The organism is Methylobacterium sp. J-043 (assembly GCF_022829505.1).
In the GTDB taxonomy this organism is placed as follows: domain Bacteria; phylum Pseudomonadota; class Alphaproteobacteria; order Rhizobiales; family Beijerinckiaceae; genus Methylobacterium; species Methylobacterium extorquens_A.
In genome coordinates this window covers 77666-93854 of the sequence record NZ_JAKSYB010000028.1, presented here as the reverse complement: position 1 = coordinate 93854, position 16189 = coordinate 77666, and the positions used below count along the sequence as shown (strand labels likewise).

Sequence of the window (16189 nt, the reverse complement as noted above, 5' to 3'; positions counted from 1 at the left end):
TTTGCGTGAGATAAGCCGTCGCACCCGCTCTGCGTGCAGGGCTTGGTACGCCGCCAGCCCGCCGAACCGGGGTCAAGGGCGCGACCGGAATAAAATCCGCATTTTCAACAGGGATGGCAACGCAAGAGCGGTTGACGGGTTACGGCTCAGGTGTGTTCACTGTTTGTTCTGAACGGCACCCTCAAGCCCTCCCGAACCCAGGCCCATGCCCCCTCTCCGCTCCCACGACGTGCCGACGCTGGACGCGCTTCGCCGCCTGACGGACCGTTCCGGGACCGGCAGCGAGCCGGCGGACCCTCGCGCCCTCCCCTTCGGGGTTGCGGGGCTCGACGCGGCTTTGCCCGGTGGCGGGCTGGCCCTCGGGGCGCTCCACCAGATCCATGAGGGCGGCCCGCGCGGGCGTTACGCCGCCACCGCCGTGCTGTTTGCCGGCGGCATCCTCGCCCGGCTCGACGGGCCGGTGCTGTGGTGCCTGCACAGCCGAGACCTGTTCGCGCCCGCCCTCGCCCGGGTCGGGCTGCATCCCGACCGGGTGGTCTATTGCGAGACGTGGCGGGATGCCGAGGTGCTGCCCGCCATGGAAGAGGGCCTGCGCCATCGTGGGCTGGCCGGCGTCGTCGGTGAACTGACCCGCATGACGCTCACCCCCTCCCGCCGGCTCCAACTCGCGGCGGAGGGCTCGGGCGTTACCGCGCTCGTTGTGCACCGCCTCTGCGCGGGCGAGGCCGTCGAGCCGGAGCCCAGCGCCGCGCGAACCCGCTGGCGGGTGGCGCCCGCCCCCTCGGAAGGAACGAACCGTCGCATGGGCCGGCCGCGCTGGCGGCTCGACTTGCAGCGCTGCCGTGGTGGGGCGCCGGGGGCTTGGATCGTGGAGGCTTGCGATGCGCAGGGTCGTCTCGCTGTACCTGCCGGCTTGGCCGACCGACCGGCTGCGCCGGAGCGGGTCCAGCGCCGCGCCGCCGGATGAGCCGCTTGCCACCGTGGCGCAGGACGGTGCCCGGCGCGGGCTCGCCGACGTGGACGCCGCTGCCCGCCGCCTCGGCCTGCGACCGGGCATGAGCGCAGCCCATGCCGGCGCAATGGTGCCGGGCCTCCACCTCGTCCCCGCCGATTTCGAGGCGGATGCCGCGGCGCTGGCGCGACTCGGCCTGTGGTGCCAGCGCTACGCGCCGATCGTCGCGCTCGACCCGCCCGACGGACTGCTGATCGACATCACCGGCGCCGCCCACCTCCACGGCGGCGAGGCCCCGCTGCTCGCCGACCTCTCCGCCCGCCTGGAACGGACGGGCATCCTGGCGCGGCTCGCGCTCGCCGACACGCCGGGCTGCGCCTGGGGTGTGGCCCGCTTCGGCGAGGGGGGAATCGTGCCCTCCGGCGACGCGGCGCGGGTGCTGGCCCCCCTGCCGGTGGCGGCGCTCCGGCTCGGCTTCGAGGCCGTGCGGGCGCTGCAGGATGTCGGCCTCACCCGCATCGGCCAGCTCGGCGACAAGCCGCGGGCGGCCTTGCGGCTGCGCTTCGGTGCCGAGATCCTGTTCCGGCTCGACCGGGCGCTCGGGCATGCGCCGGAGCCGCTGGCGGCACTCGACGCGCCGGAGACGCCGCGGGTGGCCCTGCGCTTCGCCGAGCCGGTCGGCGCCCATGAGAGCCTGCAACGGGTCGTCGCCGACCTCTGCGCCCGGCTCGTGCCGGAACTGGAACGGCGCGGCCTCGGCGCGCGCCGGCTCGACCTCGTCTTCGCCCGCGTCGATCGCCTCGATCAGGCGATCCGCATCGGCACGGCGGGGCCGAGTCGCGACGCCGCCCACCTCGCCCGGCTGCTCACTGAGCGCCTCGCGCTGATCGATCCCGGCTTCGGTATCGAGGAAGCGGTCCTCTCCGCCTCGCGGGTCGAGCCCCTGGCCGAGCGCCAAGCCACCCATCTCGCCGCCGGCCCGCAGGCGCCGGACCTTGCCGCCCTGGTCGATACCCTGCTGGTGCGCCTCGGTGCCGCCCGCGTCTACCGGCTGGCACCGGTGGAGAGCGACCTGCCCGAGCGGGCGGTGCGCCGCGTGCCGGCTCTGGCCGCCCCCCTCGGCGCGCTCTGGCCTGCCGACCTGCCGCGCCCGGCCCGCCTCCTGGCGCCGCCGGAGCCGGTCACGGCGATGGCCGAGATCCCCGACGCGCCGCCGCTGTTCTTCGTCTGGCGCAACATCCGCCATCGCATCGCGCGGGCCGACGGGCCGGAGCGCATCCTCGGCGAGTGGTGGGTGGCGGACGCGGAGGCCGCGCTGACCCGCGACTATTACCGGGTCGAGACGGAGGCCGGCGAGCGCTTCTGGCTTTTTCGCGATGCGCCGGTGGAGGCCAACGGGCGCTGGTGGCTGCACGGGCTCGGCGAGGCGTGAGCACGCCGGAGCTTCAGGTCACGACGCACTTCTCCTTCCTGCGTGGCGCCTCGAGCCCGGAGGAATTGTTCGCGGCCGCCAGCCTGCTCGGCATCCCGGCTGTGGGCGTGACCGACCACGGCTCGCTCGCCGGAATGGTGCGGGCGCATCAGGCGGCGAAGGTGACGGGCGTGCGCCTCGTGGTCGGCTGCCGGCTCGACCTCGACGACCTGGCTTCGCCGCTCCTCGTCTACCCCACCGACCGGGCCGCCTACGGCCGGCTCAGCCGCCTGCTCAGTCTGGGCAAGGCCAGGGGCGGCAAGGGCCGCTGCCGCCTGACATGGCGCGATCTGGAGGCGTGGCAGGAGGGGCTTTTCGCGATCCTGCTCGCCGAGCATCCGGGGCCGGCGCTGCCGAACGATCTCGTGCGCCTCAAGAGCCTGTTTGGTGCCCGTGCCTCCCTCGCGCTGACGCGCCGCTTCCGCCCCGACGACGCGGACCGGCTCGACGCTTTGGCCGCCGCCGCCCGCGCCGCGCGGGTGCCGGTCGTCGCCACCGGCGACATCCTCTACCATGTCGCGGGGCGGCGCCGGCTGCAGGACGTGGTGGCTTGCATCCGGCTCGGGCTGACCATCGACCGGGCGGGGTTCGCCAAGGAGCGCCACGCCGACCGCTTCCTCAAGGCGCCGGAGGAGACCGCGCGCCTGTTCGCGCGCTTTCCCGAGGCGCTGGCGCGAACGGCTGAGATCGCGGCGGCCTGCACCTTCTCGCTGGACGACCTCGCCTACACCTACCCGACGGAAAGCCGCGAGGACGGGCTCTCGCCGCAGGAGCGCCTGGAAGGCCTGACCTGGGCCGGCGCGGCGCGGCGCTATCCGGCTGGCGTACCGGAGCCTGTGACCCGCCAATTGCACCACGAACTCGACCTCATCGGGCGGCTGGCCTACGCCCCCTATTTCCTCACGGTCGAATCCATCGTCGCCTTCGCCAATCGCGAAAAAATCCTGTGCCAGGGGCGCGGCTCGGCGGCCAATTCCGCGGTCTGCTTCTGTCTCGGCATCACCTCGATCGATCCGACGCGGCAGAACCTGCTGTTCGAGCGCTTCGTCTCGGAAGCGCGCCGCGAGCCGCCCGACATCGACGTCGATTTCGAGCACGAGCGCCGCGAGGAGGTGATCCAGTGGATCTTTGAAACCTACGGACGCCACCGCTCGGCGCTGACTGCCATCGTCAGCCGCTTCCGCTCGCGTGGGGCGCTCCGCGAGGTTGGCAAGGTGATGGGCCTGCCCGAGGACATGACCGGCGCCCTCAACCGCATGACCTGGAGCTGGAGCAGCGAGGGCGTCGGCGAGCGTGAATTGCGCGAACTCAACCTCAACCCCGACGACCGGCGCCTGCGCCTGACCCTGGAGATCGCTCGCGAACTCATCGGCACGCCGCGCCACCTCTCGCAGCATCCCGGCGGCTTCGTCCTGACGCTGGACCGGCTCGACGAGCTGGTCCCGGTCGAGCCCGCGGCCATGGCCGACCGTCAAGTCATCGAGTGGGACAAGGACGACATCGACGCCCTCAAGTTCATGAAGGTCGACGTGCTCGGGCTCGGCATGCTCGGCTGCCTGCGCCGCGCCTTCGACCTCTTGGTCGAGGTCAAGAACGATCCGCACGACCTCGCCTCGATCCCCTCAAAGGATGAGCCGACCTTCGCGATGATCCGGCGTGCCGACACGTTGGGCGTGTTCCAGATCGAGAGCCGCGCCCAGATGGCGATGCTGCCGCGGATGAAGCCCAGAGAATTCTACGATCTCGTGATCGAGGTGGCGATCGTGCGCCCCGGCCCGATCCAGGGCGACATGGTCCACCCCTATCTGCGCCGCCGCGAGGGTCTCGAAGAGGTCACCTACCCGACGCCGGAACTGAGGGCCGTCTTGGAGAAGACCCTCGGCGTGCCGCTGTTCCAAGAGCAGGCGATGCAGGTGGCGATGGTCGGCGCCGGCTTCTCCGCCACGGAAGCGGACGAGCTGCGCCGCTCCATGGCGACCTTCAAGTTCACCGGCGGCGTCCACCGCTTCCAGAGCCGCCTCGTCGAGGGCATGGTCGCCAACGGCTACGCCCGCGACTTTGCCGAGCGCACCTTCAAGCAGCTCGAAGGTTTCGGCTCCTACGGCTTTCCCGAGAGCCACGCCGCCTCCTTCGCGCTCCTGGCCTACGCCTCCTCGTGGATGAAGTGCCACCATCCGGATGTGTTCTGCGCCGCGCTGCTGAACGCGCAGCCGATGGGCTTCTACGCCCCCGCGCAGATCGTCCGCGACGCCCGCGCCCACGGCGTCGAGATCCGCCCCCTCGATGTGAATTTTTCACAGTGGGACTGCACCCTGGAGTCACTCGGTAAGGGCCGAAAACTCTTCGCGGTGCGGCTCGGCCTGCGCCTCGCGGGCGGCCTGCCCGAGCGGGACGGACAGCGCCTCGCGGCGGCACGCGGCGGGCGGTCCTTCTCCTCCCTGCCCGAGCTAGCGGACCGGACCGGCCTGCCGGCGGCGAGCCTCACCTGCCTCGTGCGGGCCGACGCCTTCCGCTCGCTCGGGCTCAACCGGCGCGAGGCCGCCTGGGCGGTCAAGGCCCTGCGGCCCGATCCCCTGCCGCTCTTCGCCGCCCTGTCCGCACCGATGCAGGCCGAGCCGGCACAGATGGCCGAACCCGCCGTATCGCTGCCGACGATGAGCGCGGGCGGCGAGGTCGTCGCCGATTACTGCGCCAAGGGCCTCAGCCTGCGCGCGCACCCCCTCGCCTTCCTGCGCGAGACTCTCACCAATCTGGGCGCACGACCCTGCGCGGCACTCGAGCGGGCGGACAACGGGGCGCAGATCGTCGTCGCCGGGATCGTTCTGATGCGCCAGCGGCCGGGCTCGGCCAAGGGCACGATGTTCATGACCCTGGAAGACGAGACCGGCATCGCCAACCTGATCGTCCGCCCCGAGCTGTTCGACCGGCAGCGCCGGGTCGTGCTCGGCGCCCGGTTGATGGCCTGCCGCGGACGGGTGCAGCGGGTCGGCGCGGTGATCCACCTCGTGGCCGCGGAGCTGTTCGACCGCTCCGGCCTGCTGCAGCGGATCGACGAGGCGCCGATCGCCCTGCGCACCGGCCGCGGCGACGAGACCGGCCAGGGCGTCCGCCCCGATCCGCGTGAGGCCGCGCTGCCGGTGCGGGCGCGGAATTTCCGGTAGGCTCGACACCTAAAGCGTCGTCTTGGATATCGGATCCAGGACGATGCCTTAAACTCTTGTCTTTGCATCGTCTTTTCCGAAAGCCGGCGGCCACCTTTCGGGACGATGCTCTAGGGCGGGGCGTTGACGCGCGACCCGTCTCGCCCCGTAGATGGCTCCGCGGCACGGGCCGTCCGTGACGGATGCCCTCAGCCCGCCTCTCCCGGAGCCTGTCTCGACATGTCCGCTGAACCGATCAAGGGACCGGCCTCATACTTTCCGTCCATCGAGAAGACGTATGGGCGTCCCATCGGCGCGTGGCAGGAGATCGTGCGCAAGAGGCTTCCGGCCAAGCACATGGACTTGGTCGCGATGTTGAAGACGGACCACGGCATGGGGCACGGGCACGCCAACGCGATCGTGGCGCACGTCCTCGCGGCGGAACGGAGCTGATCGCTCGCCGGGGCGATCCCTCATCGTTCGCGGCCCGCACTCTGATCCCGAGGTGCCGACGCGAAGCGGCGGCCTCGACCGGCGCTCTGCAGCACGCGTGCTTCCTTTTTCGGGGCCGCTTCGCGGCACTCAGGCCGAGGCGGCGAAGCGGCATGCCTGTGCGAGCAAGCCTCGATTTCCGCCATCCCTCGCCGACCGCAGCGCCCCCCGGTCGATGGATCGAGAACAGGAAGGCCGGCCGCCGGGTTAGCCCGAGCGCGAGGGGCCACGATGATCCTGCGAACGGGCGCGGTCTGGCTCGGGCCACCGCGCAGAAAAGGTCCGTTTCCTCGATGCAGAGAGTTTCCCAACCGCGCGACACCGCCATCGTGTTCGGCGGCGGCAATGCGCTCGGTGCCTACCATGCCGGCGCCTTCGAGGTTCTGCAGGCCCGCGGCATCCGGCCGGACCGATTGGTGGGCGCCTCGATGGGGGCGATCACCGGGGCGATCATCGCCGGCAACGCACCGGAGGACCGGATCGAGCGGCTCCACCAATTCTGGAACAAGGCGACCCTGCAGACCGGCCTTTCCGGAACCGATTTCCTGAAGCCGCGCCAATACTACAATGCGCTCCACTCGCTCCTGACGCTGGCCTGGGGGCGGCCCAGCATCTTCACGCACCGCTATCCCGGTCTGTGGTCGGCCCTGCCCTGGGTGCCCGACGACGTCGCCCTGTTCGACCACAGGCCCCTGCGCGCCACGCTCGAGCGTCTGGTCGACTTCGAACGCCTGAACCGGGCCGAAATCCGGCTCACCATCGCCTGCATCGACGTGGCGACCGGCGAGGAGGTGTTCTTCGACAACACCCATCAGGCGATCCGGCCCGAGCACATCCTGGCCAGCGCGGCCCTGCTGCCGGCCTTTCCCCCGGTCGAGATCGACGGCCGCATGCTGTGCGATGCCGGCTACACCAACAACCTGCCCCTCGATCCGCTGTTCGAGCCCGAGCCGACCCGCGATCTGCTCTGCATCGCCCTCGACCTGTTCTCGCTGCGGGCCGACCGGCCGCGCTCGCTCGACGCGGTGCTGGAGCGGGCCAACGATCTCATCTTCGCCAGCGCCGCTCGGCGCGCGGTATCGGGATTGGCGCGCACCTATGCTCTGCGCGAGCGGCTGGATCCGGACGGCCCCTCCGCGACGCTCTTGCACATCGTCCATCAGGCCGGCGCGGACCAGCTCGCCTCGAAGAGCTTCGACTTCTCCCCCTCCTCGATCCGCGACCGCTGGCAGGCGGGCGTCCACGACATGGAGCGCGGTCTCGACCGGTTGACCCAACTGCCGACTTCCAGTGGGCGCTTCCGCTACGCGTGCCCGTGACGGCACGGCGACGGCCGGATGCCAAGAAAACATCGACTTGAATGATGTCAGGCTGTCGGAGGCAGACGATGCTCAGCGGTCGCGGATTTACAATCTTAAGTTTGCGAGGGGCTGCTTTTGAACGACCGTCTCAAAAAGCCGACATTCATTCCGGCACGGGAGCCACTCAGGTTTTCGGCACGTCCATGCCGCGCTTGACCGCCGGGCGTTCGCCGATCCGCGCTATCCAGGCGTGCAAATTCGGGATCGCGCCGAGCATGTCGTGCAGAGGCTCCTTCAAAAAGGTCGTCGCCGCGAGCGTTAAGGCGTCCCGGACCGGCGTTCGCCCGGGACCTCGGATCGGGCGGATGGCCTACCAGCCGGATGCCGTCTCCTCGGCGAAGGCGCGGTAGCTGCGCAGGGGATGGCCGATCAGGGCTTCGAGCGTCGCGCGGGCGTCCTGACCGGGGACCATGCCGTAGCGATGGAACGCCCGCAGCATCGTCCTGAGGTCGCGCGCCTGCCAGCCAGGCATCATCTTACCGGCCTGCTCCTCGAAGGCCGCGAGGTCATCGCCGCCGTAATTCACGTCGCGGCCGAGGACCGAGGACCAGATCGCCGCGATGTCGGCTCCCGTCAGGGTGTCGGGGCCGACCACCTCGATGGTCGTCCGGGGGAGCGGATGGGGGGCACGCTCGCGGCGCAGCAGCTCGGCTGCGGCTGCATCGGCGATGTCCCGGGCATCGACCATGGCGAGCCCCACGTCGCCGATGGGCTGCGGGTAGACGCCGGCCTTCAGGGCGTCCTTGAACATCAGGTCGTTCTGCATGAAGTACGCCGGCCGCAGGACGGTGGCTGGGAACCCCTGCGTGTCGATGACCCGCTCGGCGAGGTTCTTGCCGGCGAAGTGCGGCACGTCGTCGAACAGGGCGCTGTTGAGCACCGAGAAGTAGACGAACCGCTTGATCCCGGCCTCGCGAGCCAGGTCGAGTGTCAGGAGCGCCTGGGTCATTTCGTCGGCCGCAACGGCGTTGAGCAGGAACAGCGTGTCGATGCCCTTGAGCGCCTCCCGGGTGGAGGCAACGTCGGACATGTTGCCCTGCACGGGCTCGACGCCTGCCGGTCCTTGGTACTTGCCCTTGTCGCGCACGAGGGCACGGACGGACGCCCCCTGATCGGCGAGGCGCTGCACAACCTGCGAACCGATGGTCCCGGTCGCACCTGTCACGAGAATGGTCATGGTCGTCTCCGTCTTGAAGGGATTGAATGGGGAGCGGCTCAGTGGCCGCTGATTGTCCCGGCCTTCGAGCCGGTGGCGGTCGTGTCGACGAGGAACAGCGCCAACGAGGCGTCGGAGGCGGCCCGCACCGTGGGCAGCGCCCGGTCGCTGACGGCGTCACCGCTGCCGAGGCGTTCGCCGCCGATCTCGACGACGCCGTCGATGACGTAAAGGAACGGCGTCATCCCCTCGACGGCCGGTACCTCAACCTCTTGGCCGTCGTGCAGGTGCACGTCGTAGAGGCGGACCTCGTTGCGGATGATCAGGGGGGCGCCGCTCTCCTCGGGACCGGCGACCCACCCCCACTGGCCCTCGGATGCGCCGTCGGGACGGTCGTGGAACGCGACCATCGCGGGCAGGTCGGCCTCACGTGGCCGCACGAAGATCTGGAGCATCTCGACCGGCTCGTCCGGCACGCTCTCCTCGTGCCAGAAGCTCTCGCCGGCATTCATCATCATCAGCTTGCTGGCCGAGATGGGAATGCGCTGCCCGGTGCTGTCCTCGTGCACCATGATCCCGCGCCACATGTAGCTCAGGATCTCGTCGTTCTGGTGCTCGTGCATCTTCACGACCTTGCCGGGCTTGAGCTTCGCGTGGTCGATGGCGGCCAGGGGACCGAGGGCGGGGTCGGCCTCGGGACCGCCGATGGCACCGGGGCGCACGCGACGGACCTGGAAGTCGTCCTTCCCGTGCGTCTGGCTCTGGTAGGCGCGAAGGATCTGCATGGGGTGGCGTCCTCGGTTGGCGCGGGCCGCATCGCCGGGCATCCGGCCCTCGCGTTCGGCGTCTTGCATATGGGACGATGTAAGCCCTTCGGACGCGTCGTGAAGCGGGGTCGACAGGGACGGTGCGTCCCGATTATGCAACGACGATGGACCTGAACGCGGTACGGGACTTCCTGGTCGTGGCGGAGCACGGCAGCTTCGCCGAGGCGGGGCGCGTCCTCGGCCTGCCCAAGTCGACCTTGTCGCGCCGGATCATTGCCCTGGAGCAATCGCTCGGCGTCAGGCTGATGGAGCGCAACTCGCGACGCCTCCGCCTCACTCCCGAGGGTGACGAACTCCGGGAGCGGGCCGCGGGCCTCGTCACCGGTCTTGCGGATCTGGAGGATCAACTCAGCCCGGGCGACGCCCCTCTGCGGGGCGGCCTGAGAATCAGCGTGCCGGTACTGCTCGGCTATACGGTCCTGGGGCGGATCGCGGCCCAGTTCGCCGCCCAGCACCCTGAGGTGCTGCTGGAAGCCGTCGTCGACGACCGCAAAGTCGACCTCCTCCGGGAAGGCTTCGATGCGGCCGTGCGGGTCAACCCGCCACCCGACAGCCTGCTGAGCGGACGCCGGCTCGGGCGCAATCGACTCCTACTAGTCGCGGCACCGTCCCTGATCGAGCGCCTCGGATGCGCGGGCGCGGCACCGCAATCGTTGACATGGCCGGCGGTCGTGCGCCGTGGTTGGGGCGACGACGGTAGCTGGGTGCTCGCCGGGAAGCGCGGTCCGGTGCGGGTGCCGGCGACCCCACGCCTGAGCCTGTCGTCACCCCTCGCGATCCGCGACGCGGTGCTGGCCGGTGCCGGGGCGGCCTTCCTGCCCCAGACGATAGCTGCCGGCGATCTCGCCGAGGGGCGCCTCGTCGTCCTGGGGGAACGGCACGGCGACCCGGAGGAGGTCTGGATCGTGCACGCCTCCGGTCGCCTACCGAGCCGGCGGCTCCGGGCGTTGATCGACCTCATGGTCGACTTTTTTGCGGGCGAGCCCCTGACGGCATGATCACATCGGTGACAGCGGCCGATGTCTGCTTACGAGCAGAGTGGCGCTTGCCCTCTATGGCGTGGTTGGGTCGGAGGCGGAACGTCCGCTTCTGGAAGCAAGGCCAAGGCCCGCTTCCCACCCGCAACGGTCTCCCGCCCAGTCAAGCCGGCTGCATTTCACCCCGATCCCCGCCGGTGCTCAGGTCTGTGCCGACTTGGCCGGCCCGACCGAGCGCCGCGACCGGCCCGGGATCGGCCACGCCGAGGCCGGGCGCGATTGCCGCCGGGCGGCCAGCACGAGGTAGATGAGGGAAGCGAGGTGCCCCGCCCCCACCGCCGCCGCGGCGCCGCTGACCCCGCCGGCCCGCATCAGCGGGACCACCACGGCGAGCGACACCACCATGCTCACGCACAGCGACTCGAACAGAACCCGCGTGTTCTGCTTGGCGCGGAAGTAGTTCGAGGTGAGGTCGCGGGCCAGCACGATCACGACGCTGATCGAGAGGATGCGCAGGCAGTTGGCATAAGCCGCGTACTCGGTTCCGAAGATCAGGCGCAGCCACATCTCGCCGGGAATGGCGAGGACCGCGAGGATCGTGACGATCGGCACTCCGAGCTTCACGCCCGTGCGCAGCAGGTAGCCGCGCAGGGCCGCCTCCCCGCCTTCGGAATGGGCGCGCGCGGCGGCCACCGGCAGGACGTTCTCCGTGGCGGAGAGCAGGAGTAGCACGGTCCCGACGAGGTACTGTGCCGCCCTGAGGCCGCCGAGCGCGTCGAGGCCGAGGGTCGAGCCTGCGACCAGCCAGACGAGTTGCTCCTGGACGAAGGTGACGAAGACGATCGGCAGGAGCCAGCGCGCGAGCGGGATGTGGCGCCGGATGACCGCACCGGTCTGCACGCAACCGGGCCGGCGCAGGATCGGCCGGCCGAACGTGACGATGAAGGGCAGGCAGGTCGCGAACGAGGTCGCGGCAAGGAGCCAGACGAAGCCGTTGCCGCCGATGACGTCGTGCTCCAGCCAGATCAGCACGGCGACGAAGGGAAAGCTCGCGGCCCGGGCGAAATCCATGAGCAGCGCCTGCACGCCCCGACCTTCCGCAAACAGGAGGCGGCGCAGGGTGAACTGGAGGTTCTGCGCCAGCATCAGGGCGCAGGCCGCCAGAAGCGTCTCGCCCGACATCCCGGCGATGAGGAGGGCGATGACCACGAAGACGGCACCGGGCACGCAGAGCAGGAAGGCGCCCGCGAGGATGGTCGCGGCATAGGCCGTCGAGACGCCGCTGCGGGCGCCGACCAGCGTCATCATCGGCGCGGTGATGACGGCGTTGTGCAGGGCCTGTGCGAAGGTGAGCACGATCAGGATCATCGCGAAATGCCCGAACTCGGCGATGCCGAGCAGGCGGGCGGCGACGATGCCGCTGACGAAGCCGAAGCCGCTGACGACGCCTTGGTCGGCCAGGGCGGTGAGCGCGGCCGGTGGGCGCCGGACGAGGCCGGCGACGCGCCGGAGCAGACCTGCCGGCAGGGAGGGCGCGGTGTGGGCTTCGGGCATCGCGGATTTCCTGCTCAGCGCGTGGCCAGGATGGCCGTCGCGGCGCGGCGCATCGCCCGGCTCCGGCTGAACAGCCAGAGCGGGTTGGACGCCACGACGTTGCGGCTGGCGCCGCGCTTGAATTCGGTGACGCCCGGGTTGCCGGCGGGGTCGATGCCGCCGAGATCGAGCACCGAGGCCCCCTCGCGCTTGGCCCGCTCGATCAGGCGCCAGAGGGCGAGGCGGCCGGCACCGGTCGCCTTGGCCCGCTCGTTCGAGGCGACGTAGAAATCGGTCCAGCGGTTCGCCGCCCGGTGGATGATCCGCACCAGAACGGGTTCGTCGCGCTCGCGCATTTCGAGGAACAGGAGGTTCGGGTCGTTCGCGGCGAGATCGCGGAAGGCTGCCGTGTCGAGGCTGTTGCGGAAGCCTTTGCGCCGCTTCAGGGCATCGTAGAGGCGGCCGAAGGTCTCGAAGGCGGCCAGCCGCTCGGCCGGACCGGTCGGGAATGTGGTCGTGAGATCCGGGTTTCGCTCGGCGGTCTTGAGCACGTCGCGCCAGCGACCCTCCATGGCGGAGCGGATCCGCTCCATCTCCTCGGTCAGGTCGAGTTCCAGCGTATGCGTCCGGGTGGTGACGACCGGTGCGAAGCCGTGGCCGAGCAGGGCCAGCACCGCCGCCGGCGTCTGGAACTGCTGGTAGTTCACGCCGAGCAGATCGAGGCGGCCGAGTTCGAGATGGCCGAGGAAGGCGCGGAACACCGCCTCCGCCCGCTTCTCTCCGAGATGTGTCAGGACCGGGCAGCCCTGCGCCAGCACGATGTGGCCGAGCCAGCGGCGACGGCGTTGAACCTGGGCATAGGCGAGCGCCTGTCCGTCGCCGGCGCGGATGGCGAGCCGGCGCACGTCCCAGCCGATGCAGCGCTTGTACTCGCCCCAGCGACGCGACGCATAGAGGTTGGCGCCCGGCTGATGCCAGACCGCCGCGTCCCAATCGGGATCGTCCGTAACATCGACGACCGTCAGTTGCCCCACCTTCGAACATCCTTTCCGTGCCGGCCGTTCCGGCGCGGGACAGGCCATGGCCTGCCTGACACTGATCAGCAAGGGGCGAGCCAGCGCACCGTCAGTAATAATGAAACCAATATGCGAGATTAACCACGGGTGATCGGGATGATTTGTTCAGATGCCATCAGGTTATTGCTGTGATAGGTGCTTGTATGGGAGGGTGAGGCCGGGATGAAGCACTGGGTCAAGACGACGTTGCGCCGCGCTCCGGCCCTGCGCGCACTCGCCCTGCGCGGGAGCGCCTTGTTCAAGTCCCTGGCCTGTGCCGAGCCCGGTCTCTACACCCTGTGCTACCATCAGGTGCCCGAAGCCGAGCAGGATCGTTTCGCCGCGCAACTGCGCCATCTCGGCCGGCACGGCGATTTCATCGATGCCGACGGGGCTGCCGAGCGTCTCGCCGCGGGCTGGCCCGCCCGCGACCGCGCCTTCCTCGTCACCTTCGACGACGGCTATGCCGACACCTTCGAGGTGGCGCGTCCCGTTCTGCGGGCCCTGGGCATTCCGGGCATCGTCTTCCTGATCAGCGATTGGATCGACGCGCCGCCGAACACACCGCCCGGCCTCGACCGGGCGCCGTCCCTGTCCCCGAGCGGGCGCCTCTACATGAGCCGGGCCGAGATCGCGGCCTGGTGCGCCGACGGTCTCGACATCGGATCCCACACCGCCACACACCAGCGCCTGAGTCGGCTCGACCGCGCGCGGGTCGCCGACGAGATCGCCCGCTCCCGGCGCGACCTTGCGGCCCTGACCGGCCGGGAGATCCGCCATTTCGCCTGCCCCTGGGGTGTCGCCGTCCACGATTTCGATCCGGAGCATGACCCGGCGCTGGCCCTGGAAAGCGGCTACCGGACTTTCTTCACCACGCGGCGCGGCCGGGCGCTGAGTGCCGCGGATCTGCCGGCGATGCCCCGCCACGTGGTCGAGCCGCATTGGCCGGTCTCCGATTTCGAAGCGCTGATGGGCGGCCGCAGGACGGGATGGCGGGCGCGGGAGACGGCTTGAGACGATTCCCGCTCTCGACTCTTGTGTCCGCATCGTCTTTTTCCGAAAGCCGGTGATCATCTTTCGGCACGATGCTCTATCCCAACTGACCGGCGCCGGGCCTGCGGCGCCTGACCTGAGGTCGCCGTCCATGGCAGCCGGTGCGATGCGCCCGATCGTCGTCGTGACCGGGGCGCTCGCGCCCTACACGCACGTCCTCTACGAGCGTCTGGCGGAACGGCTCGCCGGCCGTGACGGCCGGGCCCTGCACGTCCTGTCCTGCACCCCGCGCGAGAGCGCCCGGCAATGGGTGATGCCGCCGCCGCGGCTCTACCGGCACACGGTGCTGCCGGGCCTGCGCTGGCACCGCTCCTCGATCCGCAACCTCTACGTCAACCCGGCGGTGGTGACGCGGCTCGCGGCCCTCCAGCCGGCGGCTTTGGTGCTCAACGACTTCTCGCCGACCATGCTGTTCGCGGCGGGCGCCGCGCGCCTGCGGCGCGTCCCGACACTGATCCGTACCGACGGGGTGCCCGAGACTGATCCGGGCGCGCGCTCGGCCCCGCATCGCTGGCTGCGCCGCGCCATCGTCTCGGGGGCCGCCGCCGGGATCGGACCGAGCGAGGGCAGCGGCGCCGTGCTCGCCCGCTACGGCTTGCCGGCCCGGAACTTCGTCCTGAGCCCGCTCTTTCCGGCCTGGACGCCGCCCGCCCCGCCCCCGCCCGACACCGAGCGGACCTACGACCTCCTGTTCTGCGGCATGCTGAACGAGGAGGTGAAGGGCGCCCGCTTCTTCACCGACGTGGTGCTCGGCTGCTGTGCCCGCGGCCGACGCCTGTCGGTCCGTGTCGCGGGGGCCGGCCCGCTGCGGGGGGAGATGGAGGCGCGCTTCGCGGGGGCCGGCCTCACCGCCCGCTTCGACGGCTTCCTGGGCCAAGAGGCGCTGCCCGAGGTCTACGCCTCGGCCAGACTCTTCCTGTTTCCCAGCCGCGGCGACGTCTGGGGAATCGTGGTGCAGGAGGCGCTCCAGAGCGGGACGCCGGTGCTGGCCTCACCCCATTCCGGCGCGGCCCGTGGTCTCCTCGACGCCTATGGCTGCGGCGAGGTGCGACCGATGGCGGTGGCGGACTGGGTCGAGGCAACCCTGCAACTCCTCGATGACGAAGGCCGCCGCCGGGACCTGCGACATGCGGCGGCGCGCGCGCTCCCGCACTTCACGGTCGAGGCGGCCGTCACCGGATATCTCGATGCCCTCGAGCCCCTTCTGGCGGCGCGCACCTGACCGCGCCACCCGTTTCGAGACGCTCGACGAGAGGTGCGTTCGAATTTGTTCGTGGTGCTGATGGCGGGGGAAGGTTTGCCGCCCCTCCGGGCCGAGGCTAGATTCGATCGCAAATGCGCCGATGCTCGATGTATCCAGGCGGCTCAGGGTCAAGCCTTGGTCGATAGTCAAAAACGGACACGACTCAGCTTTATCGAGCGGTCGAGCGCCTCATGCGGAAGCGAATAACATTCTACATCAAATTGGGAATACACGGGACCTATTTGTGATATTTTTACAACATCTTACTGGAAGGGAAACTTGGCAATATCATCCTTAAAAATTTGACTTGCTTCGGCTGTTTATTTTGCACGATTGTGATGTTGCGGATCATTCCTCGCCCGCTTGTGTCCGCTTGGCATCCATGTCTCGCTGGAAGCGTTTCAAAATGGACATAATCAAGAAAATGCGCTGGGAGCGTCCACTTGATCTTGATCACGTCGAGCCTCAAGATATGACCGTCGCTTCTCACGACGCTCCGAAGCAGACAGATAGCCTGACGAGCATTCTGCGTCTCGTCCAATCGGATGCCGATGCGAACGCCTCCGTGGCGGTTGCTTCGCCCTCCTCCTCTCAGGATTGGGCGAACCTGATCGATCGCGTGCGGGCCGCTGCTCAGCGGACGCGCGAAGTCGAGGCGCAGGCCCAGGAGCAGGAGCAGCGCGTGCACGAACTGCTGGAGCGGGTTCGTGACGACGTCAAGCTCGCCAGCGAGCGGGTCCGGGCCGCGGAGACCAAGGCCGCCCATGTGCAGGCGCAGGCCGAGCAGCGCATCCGCGCGGCGGAAGAGCGGGCCGAGGCCGCGGAGGAGCGCGCGCGGATCGCCGAGGATTGGCTGAAGCAGGTGCACGAGGCCATCGTCAGCGAGTTCTTGGCCCTCACCGAGGTGCCGTCCAAGGCTGCGTGAAGCC

13 protein-coding genes are annotated in these 16189 nt (G+C 69.9%); 9 read left to right on the top strand and 4 right to left on the bottom strand.

Features of this window, described 5'->3' with window-relative positions:
- Positions 1 to 205 precede the first annotated feature (205 nt).
- From MKK50_RS04470 to MKK50_RS04450, 5 genes are all read left to right on the top strand, one after another.
- Positions 206 to 967 (top strand): ImuA family protein, encoded by a 762-nt coding sequence (locus MKK50_RS04470; RefSeq protein ID WP_499020689.1) that lies wholly within the window; start codon positions 206 to 208, stop codon positions 965 to 967.
- The gene (locus tag MKK50_RS04465) at positions 882 to 2384 is read left to right on the top strand and encodes a DUF6504 family protein (protein ID WP_499020687.1); all 1503 of its coding nucleotides are present in this window, start codon (positions 882 to 884) and stop codon (positions 2382 to 2384) included. The genes MKK50_RS04470 and MKK50_RS04465 overlap by 86 nt, the downstream gene beginning before the upstream one ends.
- On the top strand, positions 2381 to 5584 hold the full coding sequence (locus MKK50_RS04460; protein ID WP_499020685.1) for an error-prone DNA polymerase: 3204 nt from the start codon (positions 2381 to 2383) through the stop codon (positions 5582 to 5584). Before MKK50_RS04465 ends, MKK50_RS04460 begins: the two co-directional genes overlap by 4 nt.
- 219 nt (positions 5585 to 5803) lie before the next feature.
- Positions 5804 to 6016 (top strand): DUF4287 domain-containing protein, encoded by a 213-nt coding sequence (locus MKK50_RS04455; RefSeq protein ID WP_253368845.1) that lies wholly within the window; start codon positions 5804 to 5806, stop codon positions 6014 to 6016.
- A 332-nt stretch (positions 6017 to 6348) separates the two neighbouring features.
- A complete protein-coding gene (locus MKK50_RS04450; RefSeq protein WP_499020683.1) occupies positions 6349 to 7374 on the top strand; it encodes a patatin-like phospholipase family protein in 1026 nt (341 codons plus the stop codon).
- Positions 7375 to 7726: 352 nt separating this feature from the next.
- Here MKK50_RS04450 and MKK50_RS04445 read toward each other — a convergent pair whose 3' ends face one another.
- Positions 7727 to 8593 (bottom strand): NmrA family NAD(P)-binding protein, encoded by an 867-nt coding sequence (locus MKK50_RS04445; protein ID WP_253368841.1) that lies wholly within the window; start codon positions 8591 to 8593, stop codon positions 7727 to 7729.
- Positions 8594 to 8631: 38 nt separating this feature from the next.
- Positions 8632 to 9357, bottom strand: a complete 726-nt coding sequence (locus tag MKK50_RS04440; RefSeq protein ID WP_253368839.1) for a pirin family protein — start codon at positions 9355 to 9357, stop codon at positions 8632 to 8634.
- Between the two features lie 146 nt (positions 9358 to 9503).
- On the opposite strand from MKK50_RS04440, the gene MKK50_RS04435 reads away from it, so the two are divergent.
- Positions 9504 to 10397, top strand: coding sequence for a LysR family transcriptional regulator (locus tag MKK50_RS04435; protein WP_253368837.1), 894 nt, complete (start codon positions 9504 to 9506; stop codon positions 10395 to 10397).
- Positions 10398 to 10577: 180 nt separating this feature from the next.
- On the opposite strand, the gene MKK50_RS04430 is transcribed toward MKK50_RS04435, so the two are convergent.
- Together MKK50_RS04430 and MKK50_RS04425 are read right to left on the bottom strand one after the other, a co-directional pair.
- A complete protein-coding gene (locus MKK50_RS04430) occupies positions 10578 to 11930 on the bottom strand; it encodes a lipopolysaccharide biosynthesis protein (protein ID WP_499020681.1) in 1353 nt (450 codons plus the stop codon).
- Positions 11931 to 11944: 14 nt separating this feature from the next.
- Positions 11945 to 12943, bottom strand: coding sequence for a GNAT family N-acetyltransferase (locus tag MKK50_RS04425; RefSeq protein ID WP_499020679.1), 999 nt, complete (start codon positions 12941 to 12943; stop codon positions 11945 to 11947).
- A 204-nt stretch (positions 12944 to 13147) separates the two neighbouring features.
- On the opposite strand from MKK50_RS04425, the gene MKK50_RS04420 reads away from it, so the two are divergent.
- From MKK50_RS04420 to MKK50_RS04410, 3 genes are all read left to right on the top strand, one after another.
- Positions 13148 to 13978, top strand: a complete 831-nt coding sequence (locus tag MKK50_RS04420) for a polysaccharide deacetylase family protein (RefSeq protein WP_499020677.1) — start codon at positions 13148 to 13150, stop codon at positions 13976 to 13978.
- A 130-nt stretch (positions 13979 to 14108) separates the two neighbouring features.
- Positions 14109 to 15239, top strand: coding sequence for a glycosyltransferase family 4 protein (locus tag MKK50_RS04415; protein ID WP_499020675.1), 1131 nt, complete (start codon positions 14109 to 14111; stop codon positions 15237 to 15239).
- 493 nt (positions 15240 to 15732) lie between these two features.
- Positions 15733 to 16185 carry a hypothetical protein gene (locus MKK50_RS04410; RefSeq protein ID WP_499020673.1) on the top strand — a complete coding sequence of 151 codons (453 nt, stop codon included), beginning with the start codon at positions 15733 to 15735 and terminating at the stop codon, positions 16183 to 16185.
- Positions 16186 to 16189: the final 4 nt, after the last annotated feature.

Coding starts and splice junctions, on each gene's coding strand:
- MKK50_RS04470 (WP_499020689.1), top strand. CDS start 206: ATGCCCCCTCTCCGCTCCCACGACGTGCCGACGCTGGACGCGCTTCGC.
- MKK50_RS04465 (WP_499020687.1), top strand. CDS start 882: ATGCGCAGGGTCGTCTCGCTGTACCTGCCGGCTTGGCCGACCGACCGG.
- MKK50_RS04455 (WP_253368845.1), top strand. CDS start 5,804: ATGTCCGCTGAACCGATCAAGGGACCGGCCTCATACTTTCCGTCCATC.
- MKK50_RS04450 (WP_499020683.1), top strand. CDS start 6,349: ATGCAGAGAGTTTCCCAACCGCGCGACACCGCCATCGTGTTCGGCGGC.
- MKK50_RS04445 (WP_253368841.1), bottom strand. CDS start 8,593: ATGACCATTCTCGTGACAGGTGCGACCGGGACCATCGGTTCGCAGGTT.
- MKK50_RS04440 (WP_253368839.1), bottom strand. CDS start 9,357: ATGCAGATCCTTCGCGCCTACCAGAGCCAGACGCACGGGAAGGACGAC.
- MKK50_RS04435 (WP_253368837.1), top strand. CDS start 9,504: ATGGACCTGAACGCGGTACGGGACTTCCTGGTCGTGGCGGAGCACGGC.
- MKK50_RS04430 (WP_499020681.1), bottom strand. CDS start 11,930: ATGCCCGAAGCCCACACCGCGCCCTCCCTGCCGGCAGGTCTGCTCCGG.
- MKK50_RS04420 (WP_499020677.1), top strand. CDS start 13,148: ATGAAGCACTGGGTCAAGACGACGTTGCGCCGCGCTCCGGCCCTGCGC.
- MKK50_RS04415 (WP_499020675.1), top strand. CDS start 14,109: ATGGCAGCCGGTGCGATGCGCCCGATCGTCGTCGTGACCGGGGCGCTC.
- MKK50_RS04410 (WP_499020673.1), top strand. CDS start 15,733: ATGACCGTCGCTTCTCACGACGCTCCGAAGCAGACAGATAGCCTGACG.